Raw genomic sequence first — 22,187 nt, forward strand, 5'->3', positions numbered from 1 at the left:
GGGACTCTGGCCTGTAGCCGTTGCTAACCGGACACCGTAGGAGCCTGCCTGCAGGCGATTTTTCGCTTGTAGGCAAGCTCCCACAATAAAACCGAAAACGCCTATGCAGGAACAGAAGCACAGGCGTTTACCCTCAGTGGACTCTGTGCCCTCTGTGGTAAATCCATCATCCCGGTGCCAGGAATCAGGGAGCAGCCGAACAGCTTGCCGGCAGGCTGCGCTGGTCGAGAATCATGAAGCGGTTGGTGTTGACGCCGTTACACTGCCAGCTCACACCATTCGGCCAGGTCACTGTCAGGTCGGCTGAATTTGCACTGCCCATACCGAAATGCAGGTCCGGTGGATTCTGGCCGTTGAAGTTGGTGTTGGCGTTAGCCATCCGCATTTGCGTCTGCTCACCAAAGCTGCCGCCCACATCCGCGCTGACCTGTACCCGTGCGCCAATGGCTTCGGTGTTCGGCGCCTGACCGACCAGACGCACGGACAGGAAACGCTTGCCACTGCCGTTGCCGATCTGGTTACTGAAGAACTGCAAGCCTTTGGAGTGATCCAGCAAGGCCACATCCATATCACCGTCGCGATCATAATCCATGCAGGTGATGCCGCGGCCATCGCTGGGCAGCAACAGATTCCACTGCACCGCCTGCTCAGAGAAGCTGCCATCCCCCTGATTGATGAACAGACGCGGCAGGGAATCAAAATATTCCTGCGCCACCGTCTGGTAGTTTTCAATCATGCTCTGCCCGGTCTCGGTATCAGAGGCCGATGCCGGAATATGACCAAAGCCGTTCACATGGAAGATGTCCAGGAAACCATCGTTGTTGAAGTCTGCAAAGCAGGCTCCCCAGCCCCAGTTACCGTCTGCCACACCCGCTGTCTCGGTGACGTTTTCCAATAGCAGCTCTCCATCCACGCTGTTGTTGCGGTAAAGACGATTGCCGGTTACGCCCCAGTTGGCTTCTGCCTCGCCATCCGGATCGAAGATGGAAGTGACAAACCAGTCCAGGTCACCGTCGTTGTCGTAGTCGCCGAGAGCGGATCCCATCCCATTCTCATCGGTGATGATGTCCCGGTCGGTGATATTGGCAAAGGTACCGTTACCCTGCCCTTCCATGACCACGCTGGTACCGAAATCCGAAGCCAGCAGCAGATCCAGCTCGCCATCTGCGTTGATATCGGCAAACTGCGGGGAAAAGTTGAAGGCCTGCTGCAGGCTGTCGTTGGACAGGCCTGCCTCGGAGTCATAATTCTCTACTTCCTGCCCGGCGTTGTTTTTCCAGAATACCGGCGCCGTCAGTACATTGCCGAAATACCAGTGGGCCAGGAACATATCCGGGTAGCCATCATGGTTGGCATCAGCAAACGACATGCCGTAGGTGTTACGGCTCATGGGCAGCTTGGCCACCGGGTAATAGTCGCCGTCATCATTGCTGGAATAGATCGGCAGCACCTGACTTCGCACATTGCCAAACAGCATTTCACGGCGGTAGTCCCCGTTCAGATCAATCAGCGCGGTACCGGTAAACCGTCTCCCGGGATCGTCAGTGAGCAGATCCATGCTGTCGAAGCCCAGCTGACCGCCGCGATTCCGATAAAACACCATGCCCGATGCATCGCCACCAGCATAGGCCAGATCCAGCCAGCAATCGTCATCCAGATAGCCCGCGCTGACACCACCGGCAATCATTACCGGCTCGATACTGAATACCGCATCCAGATTCCAGGTGTCCTGATCGAATCCATGGGGATGCAGCGGGTTACCGATCAGATCGTAAAGACCGAAGGCAAACAGATGTCTCGGCAGGAAGACAGGTAGCCCGGAGTTCACCGCCAGCAAAGACGGCTCTTCATTACAGCTTGCCAGTTCGGCGAAGGTAGCCCGAGGCGGAGCTGTAAAATCAAGGGCAACTGCTTTCGGGTAATCCACCGGGTCCACCGGCGGTTCACCCGTATCAGGATCCGGATCCACAGGAGTTTCCGGATCAACGCCCGGGTTCACGCCCGCCACCAGCAGGTTGCCATCAGGGTCTTCATCCAGCGTCGGCGTCCACTGATTACGACAGCCAAAGTCCCGCACACAGTCATCGCTGAGGGTGCGCAGGAACACGATCAGGGCATTCACCTCCTCGTCGGAAAGATCACGACCTGGCAGCAGGGGTTCCGCCAGCAGGAAACTGGACGCGGCCTGTACCGCCTGACTATGGCTCTCGGCGTAGTCATACCCTTCAATACCCTGGAACTGCGCCAGCTGCTGCAACCCGAAATCAAACAGGGTCAGCCCCTGGCGCGGATTGGCGTGATAGCGAATGACTTCGCTGAGTTGGTCAAAGGTCCCGGCATGGCCATAGGGCATAGTGACCTGGATGTTGAGCAGACTGGGCACCCGGAACGCGTACTTGTCCGCTTCCAGACGGGTGCTGTTCCAGCGGCCGATATCGTCTTTTTCCGGACGCAGAAAGCCCCGACCGATCTGCGGAAAACCCACGTTGTAGAATTTTTCGTTGGTGAAGAAATCGCCGCTGTGACAGGACGCACAACCCAGGCCACCTTCATCCTTGCCGGCAAAAAACAGCCGGGCGCCCTGTTTGGCTTTCTCGTTGATCGCACCATCATCGCCCTGCACATAGTTCCTCCAGGCGCTGTCCACGAACACCATGGAAGACATATAAGCGGCCAGGGCCCGTTGCACATTGACCAGGGTAATCACCTCCTGGGCACTGGCGTCCGGCTGGGCAAAGGCACTACGGAACAGGGTCAGCCAGTTGCCGCTTCCCTCCACCGACAGCATTTCAGGATCCGCCTCGCCCCGCAGCCGGGCCACCAGACGCTCGCGGTACTCGTCCTCGGACAGGGCGCTGTAAAGATAGCCGCGCATTTCATTGTGGTTGGTCAGGGGGAACTTGGAGAACACCTCCAGAAGGCCATCGGCGGCTGAAGCATCGGACAAGTTACCGGTGTCCGGTGTCCGGATGGTCTGCCCCTTGCCGCCGGCAGCCACGGCTTCATCCAGCACAAAGACGCGCCCGTCATAACTGAGACTGCGATCATAAAGCGCACTGTTGAACACCGTCTGGCTGTTGCGGTGCATGTTCGGCCGGCCATCGGCGGCCGGATCCAGATCGGTGCTGGCATTGAGGCGCCGCGGCGGCCCCACTCTGGCGGCGTCCTGCGGAGAGACACCGACCCCCAGCGACAAGGCATCACTGCCGCCAAAATCTGGCATATGACAGGTGGCACAGGACACCGAGCGGTCCCCGGACAGGGTATGGGAGAAAAACAGAAGTTGGCCGAGTTTTACTCTGGGGTCGTCAGCAGGGGTTGTCTGAACGATCTGACGGGCCGCAGCAGGATCACCGGTGAGCGACTTTTCTGTGATAACGGCGCGCAGCCAGGTATCCAGATCCGTTTCCTGCGGCGGATCGACCGGGTCGGTGGGTTGCGTTGGCGCGGGCGAGCCGGCTACTGCCCCTGCGGAGGAGCCACCACCGCCACCACAGGCACTGACGGTCAATATCACCATGACGGCCGACAGCCCCATGGCATATCGGGCAAGCAACTTCCCTGCTTCCATAATCGATCCCGGCTTTTATTGTTATAGCGCCACCAAAACGAGCAGCACGTCTCACTTTTCCGAAATTATGGAACAAATGTTAACCAAACCGCCACAAAAAGATGCAAGCCGGGATATTTGCAAAAATACTTATAAGCAATTGTTTTTAAAAATAAACGGCGAGGGGTATACATTGTGTACGGCGACATTCCTGCTGCCGACGGGATGATTTTACAATCTCGAGTAAGAGCATAGTCTGAGTCAGATCAATGCAACTCATGCGAAGCGTTTAGTGCGCGGTCACCTTCTGCTTGCCGCAGCGCTCACAACGATACACCGTGACCAACTTGCCCTGTTTCACATCGAACTGCTTTTCCTTGCACACCTTCCACTTGTGAAAGCCATGCTGGCACATGCCCTTGCGCGGCGTCTTTTTGGCCGGTTTCTGGAAAGGGACCACATCACCCATTTGCAATTACCCACTGGAAATTGAATCTGCAGCATAACAAAAGCGTGTCATGCAGACCTGTCAACATCGAAGCGCGGCGCACAAAGCCGTATAATTCGCCCCCCTTCCCTTGAACCAATAAATCAACCGGCAGCGACAATGACAGACTTTACCCCCGGCCAGCGCTGGCTGAGCGAATCCGAAACCGAACTGGGTCTCGGCATCATCAAGGAACTGGACTACCGTCTGGTCACGGTGGAATACCCCGCCGTGGAAGAAGAGCGCACCTACGCCATCAACAATGCGCCCCTGTCTCGTGTGACCTTCGACACCGGCGACACCATTCGCACCGAAGGCGAGCTGGAACTGACCGTGGCCGAGGTCAACGAACTCAATGGTCTCAAGGTCTACATGGCACACCCGGCCGGGGAGCCCGACAATGTGCAGCCCGTACCGGAAACCCTGCTGGGCCACACCCTGCGACTGAATTCCGCCCTGGATCGACTGCTCTCCAACCAGCTGTCATCCAATCGCTGGTTCGAATTGCGGGTCGACGCACTGAATGCCCACTGCCAGCAACAACAGTCTCGCATCAAGGGACTGCGCGGCCCGCGCATCGATCATATCGGCCACCAGCTTTATATCGCCGACCAGGTGGCCAACCGCTATGCGCCGCGAGTTTTGCTGGCCGATGAAGTGGGGCTGGGTAAAACCATCGAAGCCGGCCTGATTCTGCATCAACAACTGATTACCGGCCGAGCCAGCCGGGTGCTGGTGGTCGTTCCGCCTGCCCTGGTTCACCAGTGGTTTGTGGAAATGGTGCGCCGCTTTAATCTGCACTTCTCGATCTTTGATCGTGAACGCCTTGACGCCCTGCAGCCGGAAACCAGTATCAAGGACATGCTCGCGCAGATTATTGCGGAAGAGCAGGTTGCCGAAGAGCAAGGCGAAGCGCCAGCCAACAACGACAACCCTTTCCTGACTGAGCAGCTGGTGCTGTGCAGCACCGAGTTCCTCGCCGAATGCGATATCGAGCAGCTGGCCAGCGCTGACTGGGACCTGTTGGTAGTAGACGAGGCACACCATCTGGCGTGGAGCGAAGACGCTCCCAGCGAGAGCTACCAGCGAGTGGACGCCATCGCCCGTCAGGCCCGCGGTCTGCTGTTGCTCACCGCCACCCCGGAACAACTGGGGCTGGAAAGCCACTTTGCCCGCCTGCGTCTGCTGGACCCGGACCGCTACCCCAGCCTGGACGCCTTCCGAGAAGAGCAGAGCCATTACCAGGAGATCGCCCAGCTGGCCGGCGAGTTGCACGACCAATCCAACTGGGATGCGGATCTGATCAAGCGTGCCCAGGCATTGCTGCCGGACATGACCATCACAGACAGTGACCGTGACGGGATTCTGGCCGAGCTTCTGGACCGCTCCGGGCCGGGTCGGGTGATGTTCCGTAACAGCCGCCACAACATTGCCGGCTTCCCGCAGCGAACCGTGCATGGCTATCCCCTTGAGCTGCCGGACGAATACCGCTACGACAGCGACGAAGGCCTGGACGGCCAGCTGCACCCGGAAACCCTTTATCATGATGACCGCTGGTGCAGCCTGGATCCCCGTGTCAGCTGGCTGGAGCAGTTCTTCAAGCAGCACCGTCACGACAAGGTGCTGGTGATCTGTGCCAACCGCCACACTGCCAGTGACCTGCACGCCCACTGCAACTACAAGCTGGGCATGAATATCGCCATGTTCCATGAAGACATGGACCTGATCGAACGGGACCGGGCCGCCGCCTTCTTTGCCGATGAAGTGGATGGCGCCCAGGCGCTGATCTGCTCCGAGATCGGCTCCGAAGGCCGTAACTTCCAGTTTGCCCATCATCTGGTGCTACTGGATCTGCCCCTCAATCCGGATCTGCTGGAACAGCGCATCGGTCGTCTGGACCGTATTGGCCAGCAGCAGGATATTCAGATTCATGTGCCCTATTTCGAGGGCCACGCCCAGGAAGTGCTGTACCGGTGGTATCACCAAGGCATGAATGCCTTTGAGCACACCAATCCGGCTGGCCATGACATCTACCTGCGCAGCCGCGATGCCCTGGAACCGCTGCTTAACAGCGACCCCGAATACACCGCCATTGATGCTCTGGTGGACGATACCCGCAGCATTGCTGACGAACTGCACACCCTGATGGAAACCGGCCGCGACCGCCTGCTGGAGCTCAGCTCCTGCGACAGCGACAAGGCCGACGCACTGAAAGCAGCCCTGCAGGAGGCGGATGACAGTTCCCCCCTGCCCTTCATGCAGCGGGTATTTGATCGTTATGGCGTGGACGTGGAAGAACACTCCGACACCGCGGTGATTCTCAAACCTGGTCCGCACATGCGCGACGCCTTCCCGGGGCTGCCGGACGAAGGCATCACCATGACCGATGACCGTGCCACCGCCCTGAGCCGGGATGACATGCAGTTCATGACCTGGGAGCACCCCATGGTCACCGGCAGCATGGAAATGCTGCTGGGCGAGCAACGGGGCAAGGCCGCCGTCAGCCTGCTGAAAAACCCGCGCATCAAGGCTGGCACCCTGTTGATCGAGGCCATCTATACGGTGGAATCCATGGCCCCGCGCCACCTGCAGGCGGACCGCTTCCTGCCCTGCACGGTGATCCGCCACCTGCTGGATGGCAATGGCAAAAATATCAGCCAGGCGATCAGCCATGACGGCCTCAGCCAGCAATGCCACAAGATGGACAAGCCCCTCAGCCGCAAGATTGTGTCGAGCCAGAAGCCGCTGCTGGAAAAGCTGCTCAAGGGTAATGACGACGCTGCCGGCAAGGAGGCAGAGGTGATCATTGCTGATGCCCTGCAGGCCATGCGTCAGGAACAGTCCCATGAACTGGCCCGTCTGAAGGCACTGCAAGCCAAGAACCCGGCGGTACGTGACGAAGAGATCCACGCCCTGGAGGAGCAGACCGCTCAGCTGGAAAAACTGCTCTCCAATGCCCAGTGCCAGCTCAATGCGGTACGCGTCATCGTAGCCGGAGGTGAATGACCATGGCCCTGCTGGAATGCATTGAAATCGAACCCGGGCAACCCGCCACGGCCAGTGTCATCTGGTTGCACGGACTGGGAGCCAGTGGTCATGACTTCGAGCCCATCGTGCCGGAGCTGCAGCTGACCGCCGATCTGCCGGTACGCTTTATCTTCCCCCATGCGCCCAACATTCCCGTCACCGTCAATGGCGGCATAGTGATGCCCGCCTGGTACGACATCCTCGCCATGGATATCGACCGCAAGGTGGATGAGAGTGGCGTGCTGACATCCGCTGACGCGGTAGACGCCCTGATCGAACGGGAAATCCAGCGCGGCATTGCCAGCAACAGGATCATCATCGCCGGCTTCTCTCAGGGCGGCGCTGTAGCCTATCAGTGCGCACTGCGGCACCCGCAAACCCTGGCTGGCTTGCTGACCCTGTCCACCTACATGGCCATGCCTGTCACCCTGAGCGATGCGAATGGCCAAATACCCGTGATGGTCAGCCATGGCACCATGGACCCGGTGGTGGCAGAAGAACTGGGCCAGCGCGCGGTGGCCAGCCTGCAGCAAATGGGCCTGTCCCCCGAATATCGCACCTACCCCATGGAACACATGGTGTGCCTGGAACAGATCCGCGAAATCGGGAAATGGATACGCGAGCGCCTGACGCCTGATGCCTGATGCCTTTTTGCATCGGTAAAACACTCGCTATACCCCGCTGTAGGAACCGGAGTGCAACGGAGGTAACAGCCGAAGGCTGGCCCGCAGAGTGAGCGTAGCGAATAACTTGCCTGCAAGCGATCCGAGCCCAAGCGAGGTAATAAAGTTTCGAGTTACGAGAAGCGAGTTTCGAAAGGCAAAACCCTCAAATCCGTGCTTGGTTGTTCTCTTTTGATTTTCGAAACTCGGTACTCGTCACTCGCCTCTGGAATCCTTATCTCGCTTAGGCTCGGATCGCTTGCAGGCAAGCTCCTACAGCGGCTTCGTAGAAATGTGCAAACCGGGGAACTATTCCGGGTTTCCCTATCGAATCAAGCGTAGCTTGTAGCTTGTAGCTTGTAGCTTGTAGCTTGTAGCTTGTAGCTTGTAGCTCGTAGCTCAGATCATCCCCCGGTTTTACCCTGTTTCACATTCCCTGCGCCTTGTTTGCACATTTCAGTCCCATGCTGAATCCATATTCTTTGTGACCACGGCCACATCCAGACACATTTTGTCCCCGTTCTGGCGGCACCATTGCCAGAATAGAAAGTCAGACCTGACAGACAGAACGGTCGGAGAATAAGGAGAACCCCATGAAGACTACCTCCGTGCTTGCCCTTACTACCCTGCTTGGCCTCAGCGCCTTACCGACCCTGAGCCAGGCCCGCCCGCCTTGGGAAAAAAACGCCCAGCATGAAGATACGCACCGCACACAGCTGGTAGACAGCCGCCGCGACCGTGATTATTCCGACTACCGCTACAGCCAGCGTGAACGCGAGGCCCTGCGCGCACATATGAGCCGTCGCGACTACGAATCCCTGCCCCCGGGCCTGCAGAAGAAAGTCGCCCGCGGCGGCAAGCTGCCGCCGGGCTGGCAGAAGAAGCTGCAAAAGGGCCAGCGACTGCCCGATGATGTGTACTACAACAGCCAGCGCTTGCCAGTCTACGACGACATCCGCCATATCGACGGCATCAGCGATGTGATCATCGACAACGAAGTGGTCCGCGTCATCGACGCCACCCAGACCATCATCGACGTGTTCAATATTCGCTAAAGCAGGTTTACCACAGAGGTCACAGAGTTCACGGAGAAAAGCGATTCCCTCTGTGCGCTCTGTGGTCAATCCGCTTTTGACCTTTGCGTGCAGCATGTTGCGTGAAGCGTGTTGCAGCCGCAGAGCGGCCACAAAAAAGCCGCGCTCCTTTCGGAGCGCGGCTTTTTTCGTGTTGCCTGTCGCGTGATGCGTGCAGCGGCTCTTACAACCAGTACACGGTAACGAACAGGAACAACCATACCACGTCCACAAAGTGCCAGTACCAGGCACCCGCTTCCCAGGCAAAGCAGTTGTCTTCGCTGAAGTGACCCTTGATCACACGGATCAGGGTAACCAGCAGGAAGATGGTCCCGATAGTCACGTGGGCACCATGGAAACCGGTCAACAGGAAGAACAGGCTGCCGTAGATGCCAGCATCCAGGGTCAGGCCCATGTCGTAGGCGTGCACATATTCCAGCGCCTGCAGGCCCAGGAAGATCACGCCCAGTGCCACGGTGGCGGCCTGGAACAGGATCAGGGTGCCGCGCTTGCCTTCCAGCAGCGCATGGTGGGCAATGGTCAGGGTAATGGAGGATACCAGCAGGATAGCAGTGTTGATGGCCGGCAGGCCCCAGGCACCCATCGGGGTGGTAGTGGTACCGCCCGGGGTTTCGGTCAGCGGCCACATGGGCTGGAATTCCGGCCAGAGCAGCTCGTGGGTCATGGCTCCGGTACCTTCACCGCCCAGCCACGGAATGATCAGCCAGCGGGTATAGAACATGGCACCGAAGAAGGCTGCGAAGAACATCACCTCGGAGAAGATGAACCACAACATGCCCTGACGGTAGGAACCGCCCAGCTGGTTGCTGTGCAGGCCAGTGACGGATTCCTTGATGGTGTCACGCCACCACAGGGCGATTACCACCAACAACCAGGCCAGACCCAGGAAGAACAGGGGCTTGCCAGAGAAGCTCGGCTCCATGTCGGCCATGGTGCTCTGCTGAATAAAGTGGGCACCGCCCACGGCGGTCATGCACAGACCGATAGACGCGGTCAGCGGCCAGGGGCTGCTTTCCGGTACGTAATACTTGTCAGTAGCCATCAAAATTCTCCTCTACAACCGGCTGTTATCAGTTCACAGCCACGCTGTTGTTTTTACCGGCGACCCGCTCTGTCACATCAAAGATGGTGTATGACAGAGTGAATTGGTTGATGTGACTGGGAATTTCCGGATCCAGATAGAAGATCATCGGCATGTCCTTGCGCTCGCCTGCTGCCAGGGTCTGCTGATCGAAGCAGAAGCACTGGGTCTTGTGCAGGTAGCGCGCCGCGACCCCCGGTGTCACCGAAGGGATGCTCTGGGTCACCATGTCCGAATCCGTGGGGTTGCTGGCATAAAAGTTTACCAGGGTGATTTCACCCGGATGCACCTTTACCCGCTTGGTCTCAGAGGTGAACTCACCCGTGATCCCATCCCCTTTCTGGGTAATGAATTCCACTGTCACGGTACGGTCTTCCACCACCTGTGCCGGAGCATCGGTAGCGGCCGTACTGGATGTCTTGCCGTTCAGTCCAGTGATGTCACAGATCACGTTGTAGAAAGGCACCATGAGGAAGGCGAAGGCAAACATGCCAATCGCCCAGATCACCAGCTTTTTCAACGTACGCTTGTTGCGCTGTTCTACGCTGAGTGGCTGATTGTCGCTCATAGTGCCCTCGTTCCGTGTCTGTTACTTGATGACCGGCGGGGTATCAAAGGTGTGGAACGGCGCCGGAGACGGCACTTCCCATTCCAGACCTTCGGCACCTTCCCAGGGCTTGGCCGGAGCCGGCTCGCCTTTCTTCATGGCGCAGCGTACTGCTACCACCAGGAAGATCACCTGGGACAGACCGAACCAGAAGCCACCAATGGAAATCCAGAAGTTGTAATCCGCAAACTGCAGCGCGTAATCAGCGTAACGACGCGGCATGCCGGCCAGACCCACGAAATGCATGGGGAAGAACAGCAGGTTGGCGGAAATCAGGGAGTTCCAGAAGTGCAGCTCGCCCAGCAGCTTGCTCGGCATGACGCCGGACCACTTGGGCAGCCAGTAGTAGGCCGCTGCAAAGATGGAGAAGATGGCACCGGTCACCAGTACATAGTGGAAGTGAGCCACTACGAAGTAGGTATCGTGGTACTGGAAGTCGATGGGAGTCATGGCCAGCATCAGACCGGACAGACCACCACAGGTGAACAGGATCACGAACGCGATCGCCCACTTCATCGGCAGTTCAAAGGTCATGGAACCGCGCCACATGGTAGCTACCCAGTTGAACACCTTCACACCGGTGGGTACCGAGATCAGCATGGTCATGTACATGAAGAACAGGGTACCGGCCAGCGGCATGCCCACGGTGAACATGTGGTGAGCCCAGACCACGAAGGACAGCAGCGCGATGGATGCAGTCGCGTACACCATGGAGGCGTAACCGAACAGCGGCTTGCGGGCAAAGGCCGGAATGATCGCAGACACGATACCGAAGCTCGGCAGGATCATGATGTACACCTCGGGGTGCCCGAAGAACCAGAATACGTGCTGGAACAGTACCGGGTCACCACCACCGGCGGCATCGAAGAAGCTGGTGCCGAAGTGACGGTCAGTCAGCATCATGGTTACCGCACCGGCCAGAACCGGGATTACCGCAATCAGCAGGAAGGCAGTGATCAGCCAGGTCCATACGAACAGCGGCATCTTCATCAGGGTCATGCCCGGGGCACGCATGTTGAAGACGGTTACCACCACGTTGATCGCGCCCATGATGGAGGAAATACCCATCATGTGAACGGACAGGATGAACAGGTCGGTAGACGCCGGGCCGTACTTGGTAGACAGCGGCGCGTAGAAGGTCCAGCCGAAGTTCGGCGCGCTGGGGTTACCGGCACCAAAGGCGCTCATCAGCACGGCGAAGATCAGGATGCCGAAGGCGAACGGCAGGATCCAGAAGGACCAGTTGTTCATCCGCGGCAGCGCCATATCCGGCGCACCAATCATCAGCGGGATCATCCAGTTGGCCAGGCCAACCGTGGCGGGCATTACCGCACCAAATACCATGACCAGACCGTGAACGGTGGTCATCTGGTTGAAGAACTCCGGATCCACGAACTGCATGCCGGGCTCGAGGAGCTCGGCACGAATTACCATGGCCATGAAGCCGCCAACCAGGAACATGGCGAAGCTGAACCACAGGTACAGGGTACCGATATCTTTGTGGTTGGTGCTGAACAGCCAGCGTTTCAGGCCGGTCGGGGCGTGGTGATGATCGTGGTGATCATCATGGGTTGCAGCTGCAGTAGACATTGCTATCCCCTCCCTTATTCGTGGTCGTTAACATCGGCGGGCTGGATCAGATCGCCGGTGTCGTTGCCGAAAGCGTTACGCTCGTAGGTAACTACCGCCGCAATCTGGCGCGGAGTCAACTGAGCCTTGAATGCGGGCATGGCAGCACGGCCATTTACCAGCACATCGATATGTTCGTTCAGGTGCTCGCTCTTGGTAGCGAAGTCGGTACCGGCAAACGGCAGACCAATGCCGCCTTCACCGTTGGCACCGTGACACAGGGCACAGGCAGATGCGTAGACCTGCTGACCTTCTTCCATGGCCTGATCGAGACCGGAGAACGGCGTCAGATCCGGGCCGGAAGCGGCCTTCTCTTTCTCTTCGGCAATCCAGGCCTTGAAGTCGTCCTGGGTTACCACTTCCACCGCAATCGGCATGAAGGCGTGGTTCTTGCCACACAGTTCAGCACACTGACCGTAGTAGGTGCCTTCCTTGCCTTCCGGTACCAGCGCCCAGGTTTCGTTCACGAAGCCGGGGATGGCGTCTTTCTTGCCGCCGAAATCCGGCACCCAGAAAGAGTGGATCACGTCGTCGGAAGTGACCAGGAAACGGACTTTCTGGCCTGACGGGATGACCAGTTTCTTGTCCACTTCCAACTGATAGTTGTGGTCCTTCTCGGGAGCTTCCTTGCCGACCAGGTCCTTCGCAGTACCGTAGGGGAACAGACCACCGGCCAGGACCGGGTTGTTGTACTGTTCCGGCGGGGTCGCCAGGTTGGAGAAGAAGGAGACACCAATATCGTTGTCATCTTCGTAGGTAAGGTACTCGTAGCTCCACTTCCAGCGGTAGCCGGTCACCTTCACCGTGAGTTCGGATTCAGCACTGTCATCCAGCTTGACCAGCACGCGAGTGGCGGGCACCGCCATGGCGATCAGAATCACAAACGGAATCACGGTCCACAGCACTTCCAGGAATACGTTTTCGTGGAAAGTGGCCGGGTTCGGGTTCTTGGAACGGCGGTGGCGGATCATGGAAATCACGATCAGGCCGAACACCAGCAGACCGATAACGGTCACAATCCAGAGAACGGTAGTGTGAAGGTCTTGAATCTCCTGGCTGACCTCGGTAACACCGGGTCGCAGGTCAAGATTGGAACGTTCGGTCCAGTCGCTGGCGAAGGTCATGCCACTGATCATCAGTGACGTCAGACCCGCTGCCGCGCGGTGGAACAGAGTTGACTGCATGCGTTTGCTCCCTGTTTTCCCCAGCGTAGCCTCTGAGTGGGCACGCCTTGTTCTTTGCCGTTTCCGGCACCTGGAAAGCGAAGTTTCAGGATTGATGCGATGGAAATCTGCTACACCGAACTGTGGACCGCAGCGACCAAGGGGGTGGTCATTTACTACCGTCGCACAGGCGCAATCCCAATGAAATCAAACAGCTAGTTCCCGACAGCTGTTGATTCAGCGGGTTGGCAAGGTGCGGCAAAATGCCCTATTGCATTTATGGGCGCCAACTCTAGTCATTCGCATGGGCAAAGTCCAGCCAAACGGCAGGGTTTATCAAGCTTTTCAGGCAGATGCGGCGATACTTTTTGTCAGCCTGCATCGCTATAATTCCTTGCGGAATCAGCAAGCTCCGCCAGCAACCCCGTTTTTTGATTACTCCACGCCCGACCCTGTTTCTTTTTTGGCCAGCCACGGATATTCCGATGTCAACAGAACGCCAGATCTATCGTGTCATATTCCTTAATAATGGCAAAACCTACGAGATATATGCCGGGCAGATATATCAAAGCGAGCTTTACGGTTTTATAGAGGTGGAGGAATTCCGTTTTGGTGAGCGCTCCGGAGTGGTTGTGGACCCGGCAGAAGAAAAGCTGAAAAACGAATTCAGCGATGTGATCCGCTCCTATATTCCCCTGCAGGCCATCATTCGCATCGATGAAGTAAAGAAGGAAGGTCCAGCGAAAGTATCCGATGCCAGAGGCCCCAATGTGGCCACCCTGGCCTTCCCCCCGGCCCCGCCCCGGGACAGATAGACATTTGGATCCAGCCCCTCTGTTTTTTGCGTGTTGCGCGAAGCAGCCTCAGAGCGGCCAAAAAAAACGGGGCGTCGATATGATCGTACGCCCCGAGGGTTGCCTGATGTTTCGTTTCTTGAGGAGAAAACGCTTGTTGCAAAGAGTTAGTCAGGCCGCCCGGGCGAAAGTTCCCGCCGGAGGCGAAAATTTCTGCTTTTTTTCTGGCGACACATCGTCCGTGCAGGCTCTCGACCATCAGCCACCGCCTGAGCCGCCCTCTCCGCACGCGCCACAAGCCGCACAAAAACCAGTAGAATCAATCTCATAACAACCATTATCTGCTCCTGATTCAGGCATTTATGGTGTCATAAGAGTCCCGCCTGGCTAACCAGTTCGCCCTGCCGCCATCCTTTTACCCGGATTTTACTCGGCTGGCGCTTGCTGCTCGATGGGCTGCCCATAGCGCAGCTTGGGGTTCACGTCATGGGGAGTAATCCAGCCCATCATCATGCTGAGCAGGATGAACAGGAACACCGCCACCGAAAAACCCACCCGCCAGGCCAGTGCGCGCATGGTCTTGGATTTACCCTCCCCTTTCTCCCCTTTCACCAGCGCCATCAAGGCCCGCCCCAGGGAAAACAGCGCCGCCAGCAGCAGCACGATGACAATCAGCTTTACCCACCACATATATTGTGTGTCTCCTTCAATATCCTTCTATGGACAGCCTAAGGACAATTTTGTCGGCCCGCTGTGCATGGCCGCCTGACGCCGTCCTATGTAGAATGTGCCGCCATTGTAATCATCCGCCGCCGCCGTGCACATGAAAAGGCTGGCGCTCCACGCCTGACTGGCTGAGATCGAGACTATGGCAACGCGCACCCGCATCAGGGCCTACCTGGCGCTTACCGCCCTTTTTATCGTTGTCGGCACCTGTCTGCGCCTGAGCTGGTGGCAGCTGGAACGGGCCGAAGAAAAACGGCTCTGGCTGGAGAGCCAACAACAGCAGGCAGAACTTGCCCCCGCCAATCTGGCCACCCTGCTGGCCAACGAGGACCCACGCCACCGTCGCGCCCGGCTGTTCGGTGAAATCGATAATGCCCATCCGGTGCTGCTGGATAACCGCACATTGAACAGAGTGGCAGGCTATCACCTGCTCAGCCCCATGCTTACCGATGAAGGCCACTGGGTACTGATCAACCGCGGCTGGCTGCCGCGGGGTGCGCGCCGGGATGTGCTGCCAGATGTGCCTGCCATCGCAGGCCGCATTCAGGTGGACGGCATCGTTTATCAGTCCCCCGGAGAGGCGTTTGTGCTGAAAGACGAGCAATTGCCCGACAATCAATGGCCTCTACGGGTACAAAAAGTGGATTTTCACGCCATTGGCGAAAAACTTGGGGTAAAATTGGCGCCCTTTGAAATCCGGGTCACCCCGGAACTGTCCCTGGGCGGCAACGAGCCTCTTCCCAGGCACTGGCAGGACATCACCGTGATGGGGCCGGAGCAGCACAAGGCCTATGCCTTGCAATGGCTTGGACTGGCCATCGCCGCGCTGGTGATTTTTTTGTTCGCGGGAACTCGTGCCCAGAAGCGTCGCCTCACTGGCAAGCCTGAATAAGGTGGCCGCCCCGTTATCCGGCGCCACCATGGAGAACAGACACCGACATGTCACCGAAGACCAAGAACAAGCTGACCCTGGTCGCCATCATCAGCCCTTTTTTGCTGTTTGCCCTCGCCGGCCGTTTCCTGATTGATCCCTGGGAGCTGCCCCGGCAGAACAAGGGGCAGCTGCTGATTCCCCATATCGACGTGACAGCGCTGGAAGCCAGCGACGGCGAGGGACACCCCTTTGGTGCCGACGACACCAAGGGCATGTGGTCTATCCTCTATGTTGCAGGCAGCGAGTGCGATACCCGCTGCAAGAACGGCCTGTATTACCAGGTTCGCCAGGTAAGACTGGCGCTGGGTGAAGATATCGACCGGGTGCGCCGCGTGGTACTGCACACCGCCCCCGCCGGCACCAGCCTGAGCGAATTTCTCCGCGACAATGTGGACGGCATGATCTCCATCCATGCTGCCCCGGAGGCCGTGCAGCAGGCGCTGGCACCGGTGTATTCCCCGGATCCCAGCCACCCTGTTGGCGATATCTTTCTGGTCAGCCCGGACGGCCAGATCTTCATGCGTTACCCCACGCACGAAAACATGGAAGCCACACTGGAAGAAGCGGAAAACATCCGCGTAGACCTCAAACGGACCCTGAAAGGGTCACTGATCGGTTAATCAGCTTATGTCTACTCCTACTGTATCGCAGCGCTGGCTGCGCGGTTTCTGTATTTTTGCCATCATTCTGGCCGCCGGGGTGATTACCCTTGGCGCCTGGACCCGGCTTTCCGATGCCGGCCTGGGCTGCCCGGACTGGCCTGGCTGTTATGGTCACCTGGATGTGCGCAAGGCGATCGAGCACGTCAACACCACCAACGAAACCGAGCCGGGCAGCCTGCGCGAAGCCCACAAGACAGTGCCGGAAATGGTGCACCGCTATTTTGCCTCCACCCTGGGCCTGACCATCATCATCATCGCAGTGCTGTCCTTCATTAACCGCAAACGGGAGAAACAACCGCTCAAGCTGCCCCTGTTTCTGGTCGCGCTGGTGATTTTTCAGGGCATTCTGGGGATGTGGACGGTCACCATGGGCCTGCAGCCCACCATCGTGATGCTGCATCTACTGGGCGGGTTCACCACTTTTACCTTGCTGGTGTTACTGACGGCCCGCGTGTATCGCTGGCCCAGCTTCCTCAATGACTGCGATGTGCGCATGCTCAAGCCCATCGCCTCACTGACCCTTGCAGCCGTGATTCTGCAGATTGCCCTGGGCGGCTGGACCGCCAGCAACTATGCCGCCGTGGCCTGTACCGAATTACCGGTTTGCGAGGAAGGCTGGCAGGACCGCCTCAACTTTGAAGATGCTTTCATCTTCTGGGGCCATGAGCACGACAAGCCAGATTATGAATTCGGTGTATTGCATAACGAGGCACGCACTACCATTCATGTGATGCATCGCTTTGGCGCGCTGGTGGTCACCTTGCTGGTGTTGGCCCTGGTCGCCAAGATCCTGCTGCGCGCCCGCAGCATGTTCTTCCGCAACTTTGCGTTTGTCCTGCTGGGTTTACTGGTGGTGCAGCTGGCTCTGGGCATCAGCAATGTGATGTTCTCGGTGCCGCTGGACGTGGCCGTGGCCCACAACTTCGTGGCAGTGATCCTGCTCGCCATTCTGGTGCTGTTCATCCGTGCCATTAATGTGAAATGCGCCATGCGCAGCCCGCGACAGGAAGGAGATCCTTCATGAGCGAATCCGCAACCTGGCGCGATTATCTGGCGCTGACCAAACCCGGCGTGGTCATGCTGCTGATGGTGACCGCCGTGGCAGGGATGTTCCTGGCCACCGATCCGCCCGGCATGGTGCCGCTGGATATTTTCATCCCGTCCTTTATCGGCCTGACCCTGGCAATGATGTCCTCTGCGGCCATCAACCAGATCATGGACCAGAAGATCGATGCGATCATGACCCGCACCGAAAAGCGTCCGCTGGTAGCCGGTAAACTCAGCCCCAAAGCCGCCATCACCTTTGCGGTACTGCTGGCTGCCGGCTCCATGGTGATGCTCTATTTCCTGGTGAATCCACTCACCGCCTGGCTGACCCTGTTCGGTTTTGTCGGCTACGCCTTCATTTATACGCTTTACCTCAAGCGTGCCACGCCGCAGAACATCGTGATCGGCGGCATTGCCGGCGCCATCCCGCCGCTGCTGGGCTGGGCCGCGGTGACCGGTGACGTGCATCCCTACGCCTGGCTGCTGGTACTGATCATCTTCGTCTGGACCCCGCCGCATTTCTGGGCCCTGGCCATTCACCGCAAGGACGAGTATGCCAAGGCCGACATTCCCATGTTGCCGGTCACCCACGGCATCCCGTTCACCCGGGAATCAGTGCTGTACTACACCATCCTGCTGTTTATCTGCACCCTGCTGCCCTACCTCACCGGCATGAGCGATCTGATCTACCTGCTGGCCGCCCTGATTCTGGGCCTGGTATTTCTTTACCATGCAGTGCGACTGCGCTTTTCCGACGACCCGAAGCTGCCCATGAAAACCTTCGGCTACTCGATCACCTACCTGTTCGCGCTGTTCACCGCGCTACTGGTGGATCATTACCTGCCGATCAAGCCCACTGACGTGGCGGTCTGGCTGGGGGCGTGAAGACGCTGGACGCATGACGCTCGATGCCTGACGCACAGCCCGTAGGGCGGAAATTGGCGTCAGCCAATCTCCGCCATGACATCGCACTGCAAATCAGGCAACCCCATGTCGGAGATGCCCTTCGGGCATTTCCGACCTACGACGTCGGAGCACAAGCAAACAGTTTTGAGTAACGAGTTTCGAGTCGCGAAAGGCAAAAGACATGCTGGCATTCGCTTTTCGAAACTCGTTACTCGTTACTCTCCACCAGCCACTCGATCCCGCAACACAGCTTCACGAACCCTGACTGCGGTGCGATACTCCCTGAAACAGCGTTTGAAAGGGTGTAATCATGGCGACCCGCAGCATGGATGACTGGCTCGATGCCTATGGCGAGAGTCATCAGAACCCCACCAACAAGAAAGTGCACTTTGTCTGTGTGCCGGTGATCTTCTTCACCATTGTCGGCTTCCTGTGGGCGCTGCCCTTCCCCGCCCTGCTGCCCGGCCTCAACTGGGCCTCGCTGGCACTGGTGTTCGTGACTCTCTACTACCTGCGTCTGTCGCCGCCCATTGCGGTAGGCATGCTGGTGTTCAGCCTGCTCTGTCTCGCCGGCCTGTCGCTGATCGAATCCGCCGGCATCAGTGTCTGGCTGTTCTCCCTGATCGTGTTCGTGCTGGCGTGGATTGGTCAGTTCTGGGGACACAAGGTAGAGGGCAAGAAGCCCTCTTTCTTCGAGGACATCCAGTATCTGATGATCGGCCCCGCCTGGATCATGGGCTTTCTGTACCGCAAGTGGGGAATTAAATACTGAAGAAGCGAGTTGCGAGTCACGAGTTTCGAAAAGCAAAACCCCAAACCCGCTTCCAAGCCCGGGGTTTCAGATTTTCGAAACTCGTGACTCGCAACTCGAAATTGCTTCCCTTGAGGCTCGGCCATACCTACACCCCCTGAAAAGTGCTGAATGCCCCCGGCTTAGCAACGCAGAACCACCTTTCCCCATTCGTACTTTTGCAGTAGCTTATATGCACAACATTTTTCGCTTGGGGNCCCGCAACTCGAAATTGCTTCCCTTGAGGCTCGGCCATACCTACACCCCCTGAAAAGTGCTGAATGCCCCCGGCTTAGCAACGCAGAACCACCTTTCCCCATTCGTACTTTTGCAGTAGCTTATATGCACAACATTTTTCGCTTGGGGAAGGATTACCCGCATGGGCATGCTGATCTTTTTGGGCGTTATCGTCGCCATCATCGTTTACATCATTGCCGTTTATAACCGTCTGATCGCCCTGAAGAACCGTTTCAAGAACGGCTTTGCACAGATTGATGTACAGCTGCAGCGCCGTCATGATCTGATCCCCAACCTGGTGGAAACCGCCAAGGCCTACATGAGCCATGAGAAGGAAACCCTTACCCAGGTGATCGAGGCACGTAATCAGGCCGTCAGCGCCCAGAAAGCCGCCGCCGCCGCACCGGATGACGGGGCCGCCGTGGCACGCCTGGGCAAGGCAGAGTCCCTGCTGTCTGGTTCACTGGCCAACTTCTTCGCCCTGAGTGAAAACTACCCGGACCTGAAAGCCAACGAGACCATGTCCCAGCTGATGGAAGAGCTGACCAGCACGGAAAACCGTATCGGTTTCGCCCGTCAGGCCTTCAACGACGCGGTCATGAACTACAACACCTACCGGGAGCAGTTCCCGCAGAACTTCATCGGCGGGCTGTTTGGCAGCTTCAAGGAAGCCCAGTTGCTGCAGATTGAAAACGAAGCCGCACGGCAGGCCACCAAAGTCAGCTTTTAAGCCACGCTGACCATGGATTTTTTTCAGCAACAACAGAAAGCCAAACGGCGTACTGGCCTGCTGGTACTCTACTTCTGTCTGGCCATCATTGCCGTGGTGGCCAGTGTCACCGGCGCCGTGGTGCTCCTGCTCGGGTTCTCCGATATCGTGCTGTATCCACAACATGGCTCCATACTGCTTAACCCGGTGGTTTACTGGAGCGCCCTGATTACCCTCGCGGTCATCCTGGTTGGCTGCCTGATGAAAAGCTGGCAACTGCGCAAGGGCGGCAGCGCCCTGGCAGAAATGCTGGGTGGACGCCTGATCAATGCTTCCACCAAAGACAACGCCGAGCGGCAACTACTCAACGTGGTGGAAGAGATGAGTATCGCTTCCGGCATTGCCGTACCGCAGGTGTATGTGATGGATAATGAACACACCATCAACGCCTTTGCGGCCGGCTTTCGTCCTTCCGAAGCCATCATTGCGGTAACCCGCGGCAGCCTGGACCGCTTTTCCCGCGATGAACTGCAGGCGGTGATCGGTCATGAATTCAGCCATATTCTCAACTCGGATATCCGTATCAACCTGCGCATGGTCGCCGTGCTGGCGGGTATCCTTGCCGTGGGCAAGGTAGGTGAATACCTGCTGCACAGTAATCGTCGCTCCTACCGTTCCTATTCTTCCCGTAACAGCAAGAATAATGGCCTGCCGGCTCTGGGCCTGGCGCTGATCGTGATTGGTTATGTGGGCCTGTTCTTTGGTCGCCTGATCAAGGCCGCCATCAGCCGTCAGCGCGAGTTGCTGGCCGATGCCTCAGCAGTGCAATTCACCCGCAACCCCGCCGGGCTGGCGGGCGCCCTGATTCATATCCGCAACGATGGTGGCTCCTATCTGGCCTCCCGGCATGCCGAAGACATGAGCCACATGTGCTTTGCGCCCTCCGTCCCCATGAAGCTCAAGCAATGGCTGGCCACCCACCCGTCACTGGATGAGCGTCTGGACGCCCTCGGTCCGGAATGGGTGGCCCGCGCACGGGCCCGCGCCAGACAGCAGCCTTCAACTCCAGCCAGCGCGCAGTCGGGCCCAGCCGCAGCGGAAGGGACCGCCGGCTTTGCCGCCGGAGGCCCCACCACGGCCAACGCAGCTTCTGTACCATCACAACAGGTGGGCACGGTTCAACAGAGTGACATGGACTATGCCCGGCAACTGCTGGGAGGCCTGCCCGACACCGTGCGCCAGCAGGCCCACACACCGGAAGGGGCACAGCAGCTTCTGTTCGCCCTGGTTCTGGCGCGCAGCCAGTACGACGGTGCAGCCCAACTGGCCAAATGCGGGTTAGCGGATTCTGCTGATCTGCAGACACTGATTCAGACACTATCGGCACTGGGCGCGGAGACCCGGCTCCCCCTGATCGACATGGCCCTGCCCAGCCTGAAGAGCCTGCCGACAGACCAGCGTGTCCAGTTCCTGAAAGAGCTGGAAAACCTGTGCAATGCGGACCAACACTTCAGCCTGTTTGAATGGACCCTGATGGCACTGGCCCGACAGCAGCTGGACGACAAGGCCGGCCGAAATCGCCACACCCGCTTCCATCGCCTGGGCGCTGTTGCCCAGGAGTTGCAGCAATTGTTCTCCGTGCTGGTCTGGGCCAGCGGCGCCAAAGGCGATAGCGCCGAAGCCCTGTTCCGGCAGTACGCCGGCAGCCTGCTCCCCGCCGGGCGCAGCCTGTTGCCCCTTAGCCATTGCAGCAGCGACAAGCTGTTCCTTGCCGTGGACCGCCTTGCCGATCTGTCGCCACTTCTCAAAGGCCCGGTGGTGGACTGTGCGGTGGATCTGGCGCTGGCAGATGGCACCCTGAAAACCGCCGAAAAAGAACTGGTTCGTGCCTTGTCCAGTCTGCTGGAATGCCCCCTTCCACCGCTTTTTGACCGCCGTTAGTCGCAAATAGGACCATGAACACGCTTCACAATTAAGACATGGCTTACACTGATTTCAGCATCTGCCTATAAGCCTGGCACACAGGTACACGCAGAATAGCCCTGCAACTCCGGGATATTTTGGCCTCTCTGCCCCCGGATC

18 protein-coding genes are annotated in these 22,187 nt (G+C 58.2%); 11 read left to right on the plus strand and 7 right to left on the minus strand.

Annotation, left to right across the window (positions count from 1 at the left end):
- Window positions 1-184: 184 nt before the first annotated feature.
- Together MWU49_RS05770 and MWU49_RS05775 are read right to left on the minus strand one after the other, a co-directional pair.
- Window positions 185-3,571: an FG-GAP-like repeat-containing protein gene (locus MWU49_RS05770; protein ID WP_246969305.1), complete on the minus strand. Its 3,387-nt coding sequence runs from the start codon at window positions 3,569-3,571 to the stop codon at window positions 185-187.
- Between the two features lie 268 nt (window positions 3,572-3,839).
- Window positions 3,840-4,019 carry a hypothetical protein gene (locus tag MWU49_RS05775; protein ID WP_246969308.1) on the minus strand — a complete coding sequence of 60 codons (180 nt, stop codon included), beginning with the start codon at window positions 4,017-4,019 and terminating at the stop codon, window positions 3,840-3,842.
- Between the two features lie 138 nt (window positions 4,020-4,157).
- On the opposite strand from MWU49_RS05775, the gene rapA reads away from it, so the two are divergent.
- From rapA to MWU49_RS05790, 3 genes are all read left to right on the plus strand, one after another.
- A complete protein-coding gene (gene rapA, locus MWU49_RS05780) occupies window positions 4,158-7,043 on the plus strand; it encodes an RNA polymerase-associated protein RapA (RefSeq protein WP_246969311.1) in 2,886 nt (961 codons plus the stop codon).
- Window positions 7,044-7,045: 2 nt separating this feature from the next.
- A complete protein-coding gene (locus MWU49_RS05785) occupies window positions 7,046-7,708 on the plus strand; it encodes a dienelactone hydrolase family protein (protein WP_246970737.1) in 663 nt (220 codons plus the stop codon).
- Between the two features lie 611 nt (window positions 7,709-8,319).
- On the plus strand, window positions 8,320-8,781 hold the full coding sequence (locus MWU49_RS05790; RefSeq protein WP_246969314.1) for a hypothetical protein: 462 nt from the start codon (window positions 8,320-8,322) through the stop codon (window positions 8,779-8,781).
- 202 nt (window positions 8,782-8,983) lie between these two features.
- Here the strand turns inward: MWU49_RS05790 and MWU49_RS05795 are convergent, their stop codons facing one another.
- Genes MWU49_RS05795 through coxB form a run of 4 tightly spaced genes read right to left on the minus strand, consistent with a single transcriptional unit; the run spans window position 8,984 to window position 13,321 of the window.
- A complete protein-coding gene (locus MWU49_RS05795; RefSeq protein WP_246969317.1) occupies window positions 8,984-9,862 on the minus strand; it encodes a cytochrome c oxidase subunit 3 in 879 nt (292 codons plus the stop codon).
- Window positions 9,863-9,890: 28 nt separating this feature from the next.
- Complete coding sequence (locus MWU49_RS05800; protein ID WP_246969320.1) at window positions 9,891-10,469, minus strand: cytochrome c oxidase assembly protein; 579 nt, start codon at window positions 10,467-10,469, stop codon at window positions 9,891-9,893.
- Window positions 10,470-10,490: 21 nt separating this feature from the next.
- The gene (gene ctaD / locus MWU49_RS05805; RefSeq protein ID WP_246969322.1) at window positions 10,491-12,098 is read right to left on the minus strand and encodes a cytochrome c oxidase subunit I; all 1,608 of its coding nucleotides are present in this window, start codon (window positions 12,096-12,098) and stop codon (window positions 10,491-10,493) included.
- A 14-nt stretch (window positions 12,099-12,112) separates the two neighbouring features.
- Window positions 12,113-13,321, minus strand: a complete 1,209-nt coding sequence (coxB, locus tag MWU49_RS05810; protein WP_246969324.1) for a cytochrome c oxidase subunit II — start codon at window positions 13,319-13,321, stop codon at window positions 12,113-12,115.
- A gap of 464 nt (window positions 13,322-13,785) precedes the next feature.
- On the opposite strand from coxB, the gene MWU49_RS05815 reads away from it, so the two are divergent.
- Entirely contained in the window at window positions 13,786-14,115 is a 330-nt protein-coding gene (locus MWU49_RS05815; protein ID WP_246969327.1) for a DUF1820 family protein, read from the plus strand.
- Between the two features lie 405 nt (window positions 14,116-14,520).
- Here MWU49_RS05815 and MWU49_RS05820 read toward each other — a convergent pair whose 3' ends face one another.
- On the minus strand, window positions 14,521-14,784 hold the full coding sequence (locus MWU49_RS05820; RefSeq protein WP_246969330.1) for a twin transmembrane helix small protein: 264 nt from the start codon (window positions 14,782-14,784) through the stop codon (window positions 14,521-14,523).
- Between the two features lie 178 nt (window positions 14,785-14,962).
- Here MWU49_RS05820 and MWU49_RS05825 point away from each other — a divergent pair, with 178 nt between their 5' ends.
- The 7 genes from MWU49_RS05825 to MWU49_RS05855 all read left to right on the plus strand — a co-directional run bounded on the left by MWU49_RS05825 (window position 14,963) and on the right by MWU49_RS05855 (window position 22,046).
- A complete protein-coding gene (locus MWU49_RS05825; protein WP_246969333.1) occupies window positions 14,963-15,712 on the plus strand; it encodes an SURF1 family protein in 750 nt (249 codons plus the stop codon).
- A 47-nt stretch (window positions 15,713-15,759) separates the two neighbouring features.
- Window positions 15,760-16,374, plus strand: a complete 615-nt coding sequence (locus tag MWU49_RS05830) for a hypothetical protein (protein WP_246969336.1) — start codon at window positions 15,760-15,762, stop codon at window positions 16,372-16,374.
- A gap of 7 nt (window positions 16,375-16,381) precedes the next feature.
- On the plus strand, window positions 16,382-17,440 hold the full coding sequence (locus MWU49_RS05835; protein ID WP_246969339.1) for a COX15/CtaA family protein: 1,059 nt from the start codon (window positions 16,382-16,384) through the stop codon (window positions 17,438-17,440).
- Window positions 17,437-18,348, plus strand: a complete 912-nt coding sequence (gene cyoE / locus MWU49_RS05840) for a heme o synthase (protein ID WP_246969341.1) — start codon at window positions 17,437-17,439, stop codon at window positions 18,346-18,348. The genes MWU49_RS05835 and cyoE overlap by 4 nt, the downstream gene beginning before the upstream one ends.
- A gap of 331 nt (window positions 18,349-18,679) precedes the next feature.
- Window positions 18,680-19,141 (plus strand): Mpo1-like protein, encoded by a 462-nt coding sequence (locus MWU49_RS05845; protein WP_246969343.1) that lies wholly within the window; start codon window positions 18,680-18,682, stop codon window positions 19,139-19,141.
- A 397-nt stretch (window positions 19,142-19,538) separates the two neighbouring features.
- A complete protein-coding gene (locus tag MWU49_RS05850) occupies window positions 19,539-20,126 on the plus strand; it encodes a LemA family protein (protein ID WP_246969345.1) in 588 nt (195 codons plus the stop codon).
- Window positions 20,127-20,138: 12 nt separating this feature from the next.
- The gene (locus tag MWU49_RS05855; protein ID WP_246969347.1) at window positions 20,139-22,046 is read left to right on the plus strand and encodes a M48 family metallopeptidase; all 1,908 of its coding nucleotides are present in this window, start codon (window positions 20,139-20,141) and stop codon (window positions 22,044-22,046) included.
- Window positions 22,047-22,187 lie beyond the last annotated feature (141 nt).

The organism is Alcanivorax sp. S6407 (assembly GCF_023016115.1).
In the GTDB taxonomy this organism is placed as follows: domain Bacteria; phylum Pseudomonadota; class Gammaproteobacteria; order Pseudomonadales; family Alcanivoracaceae; genus Alcanivorax.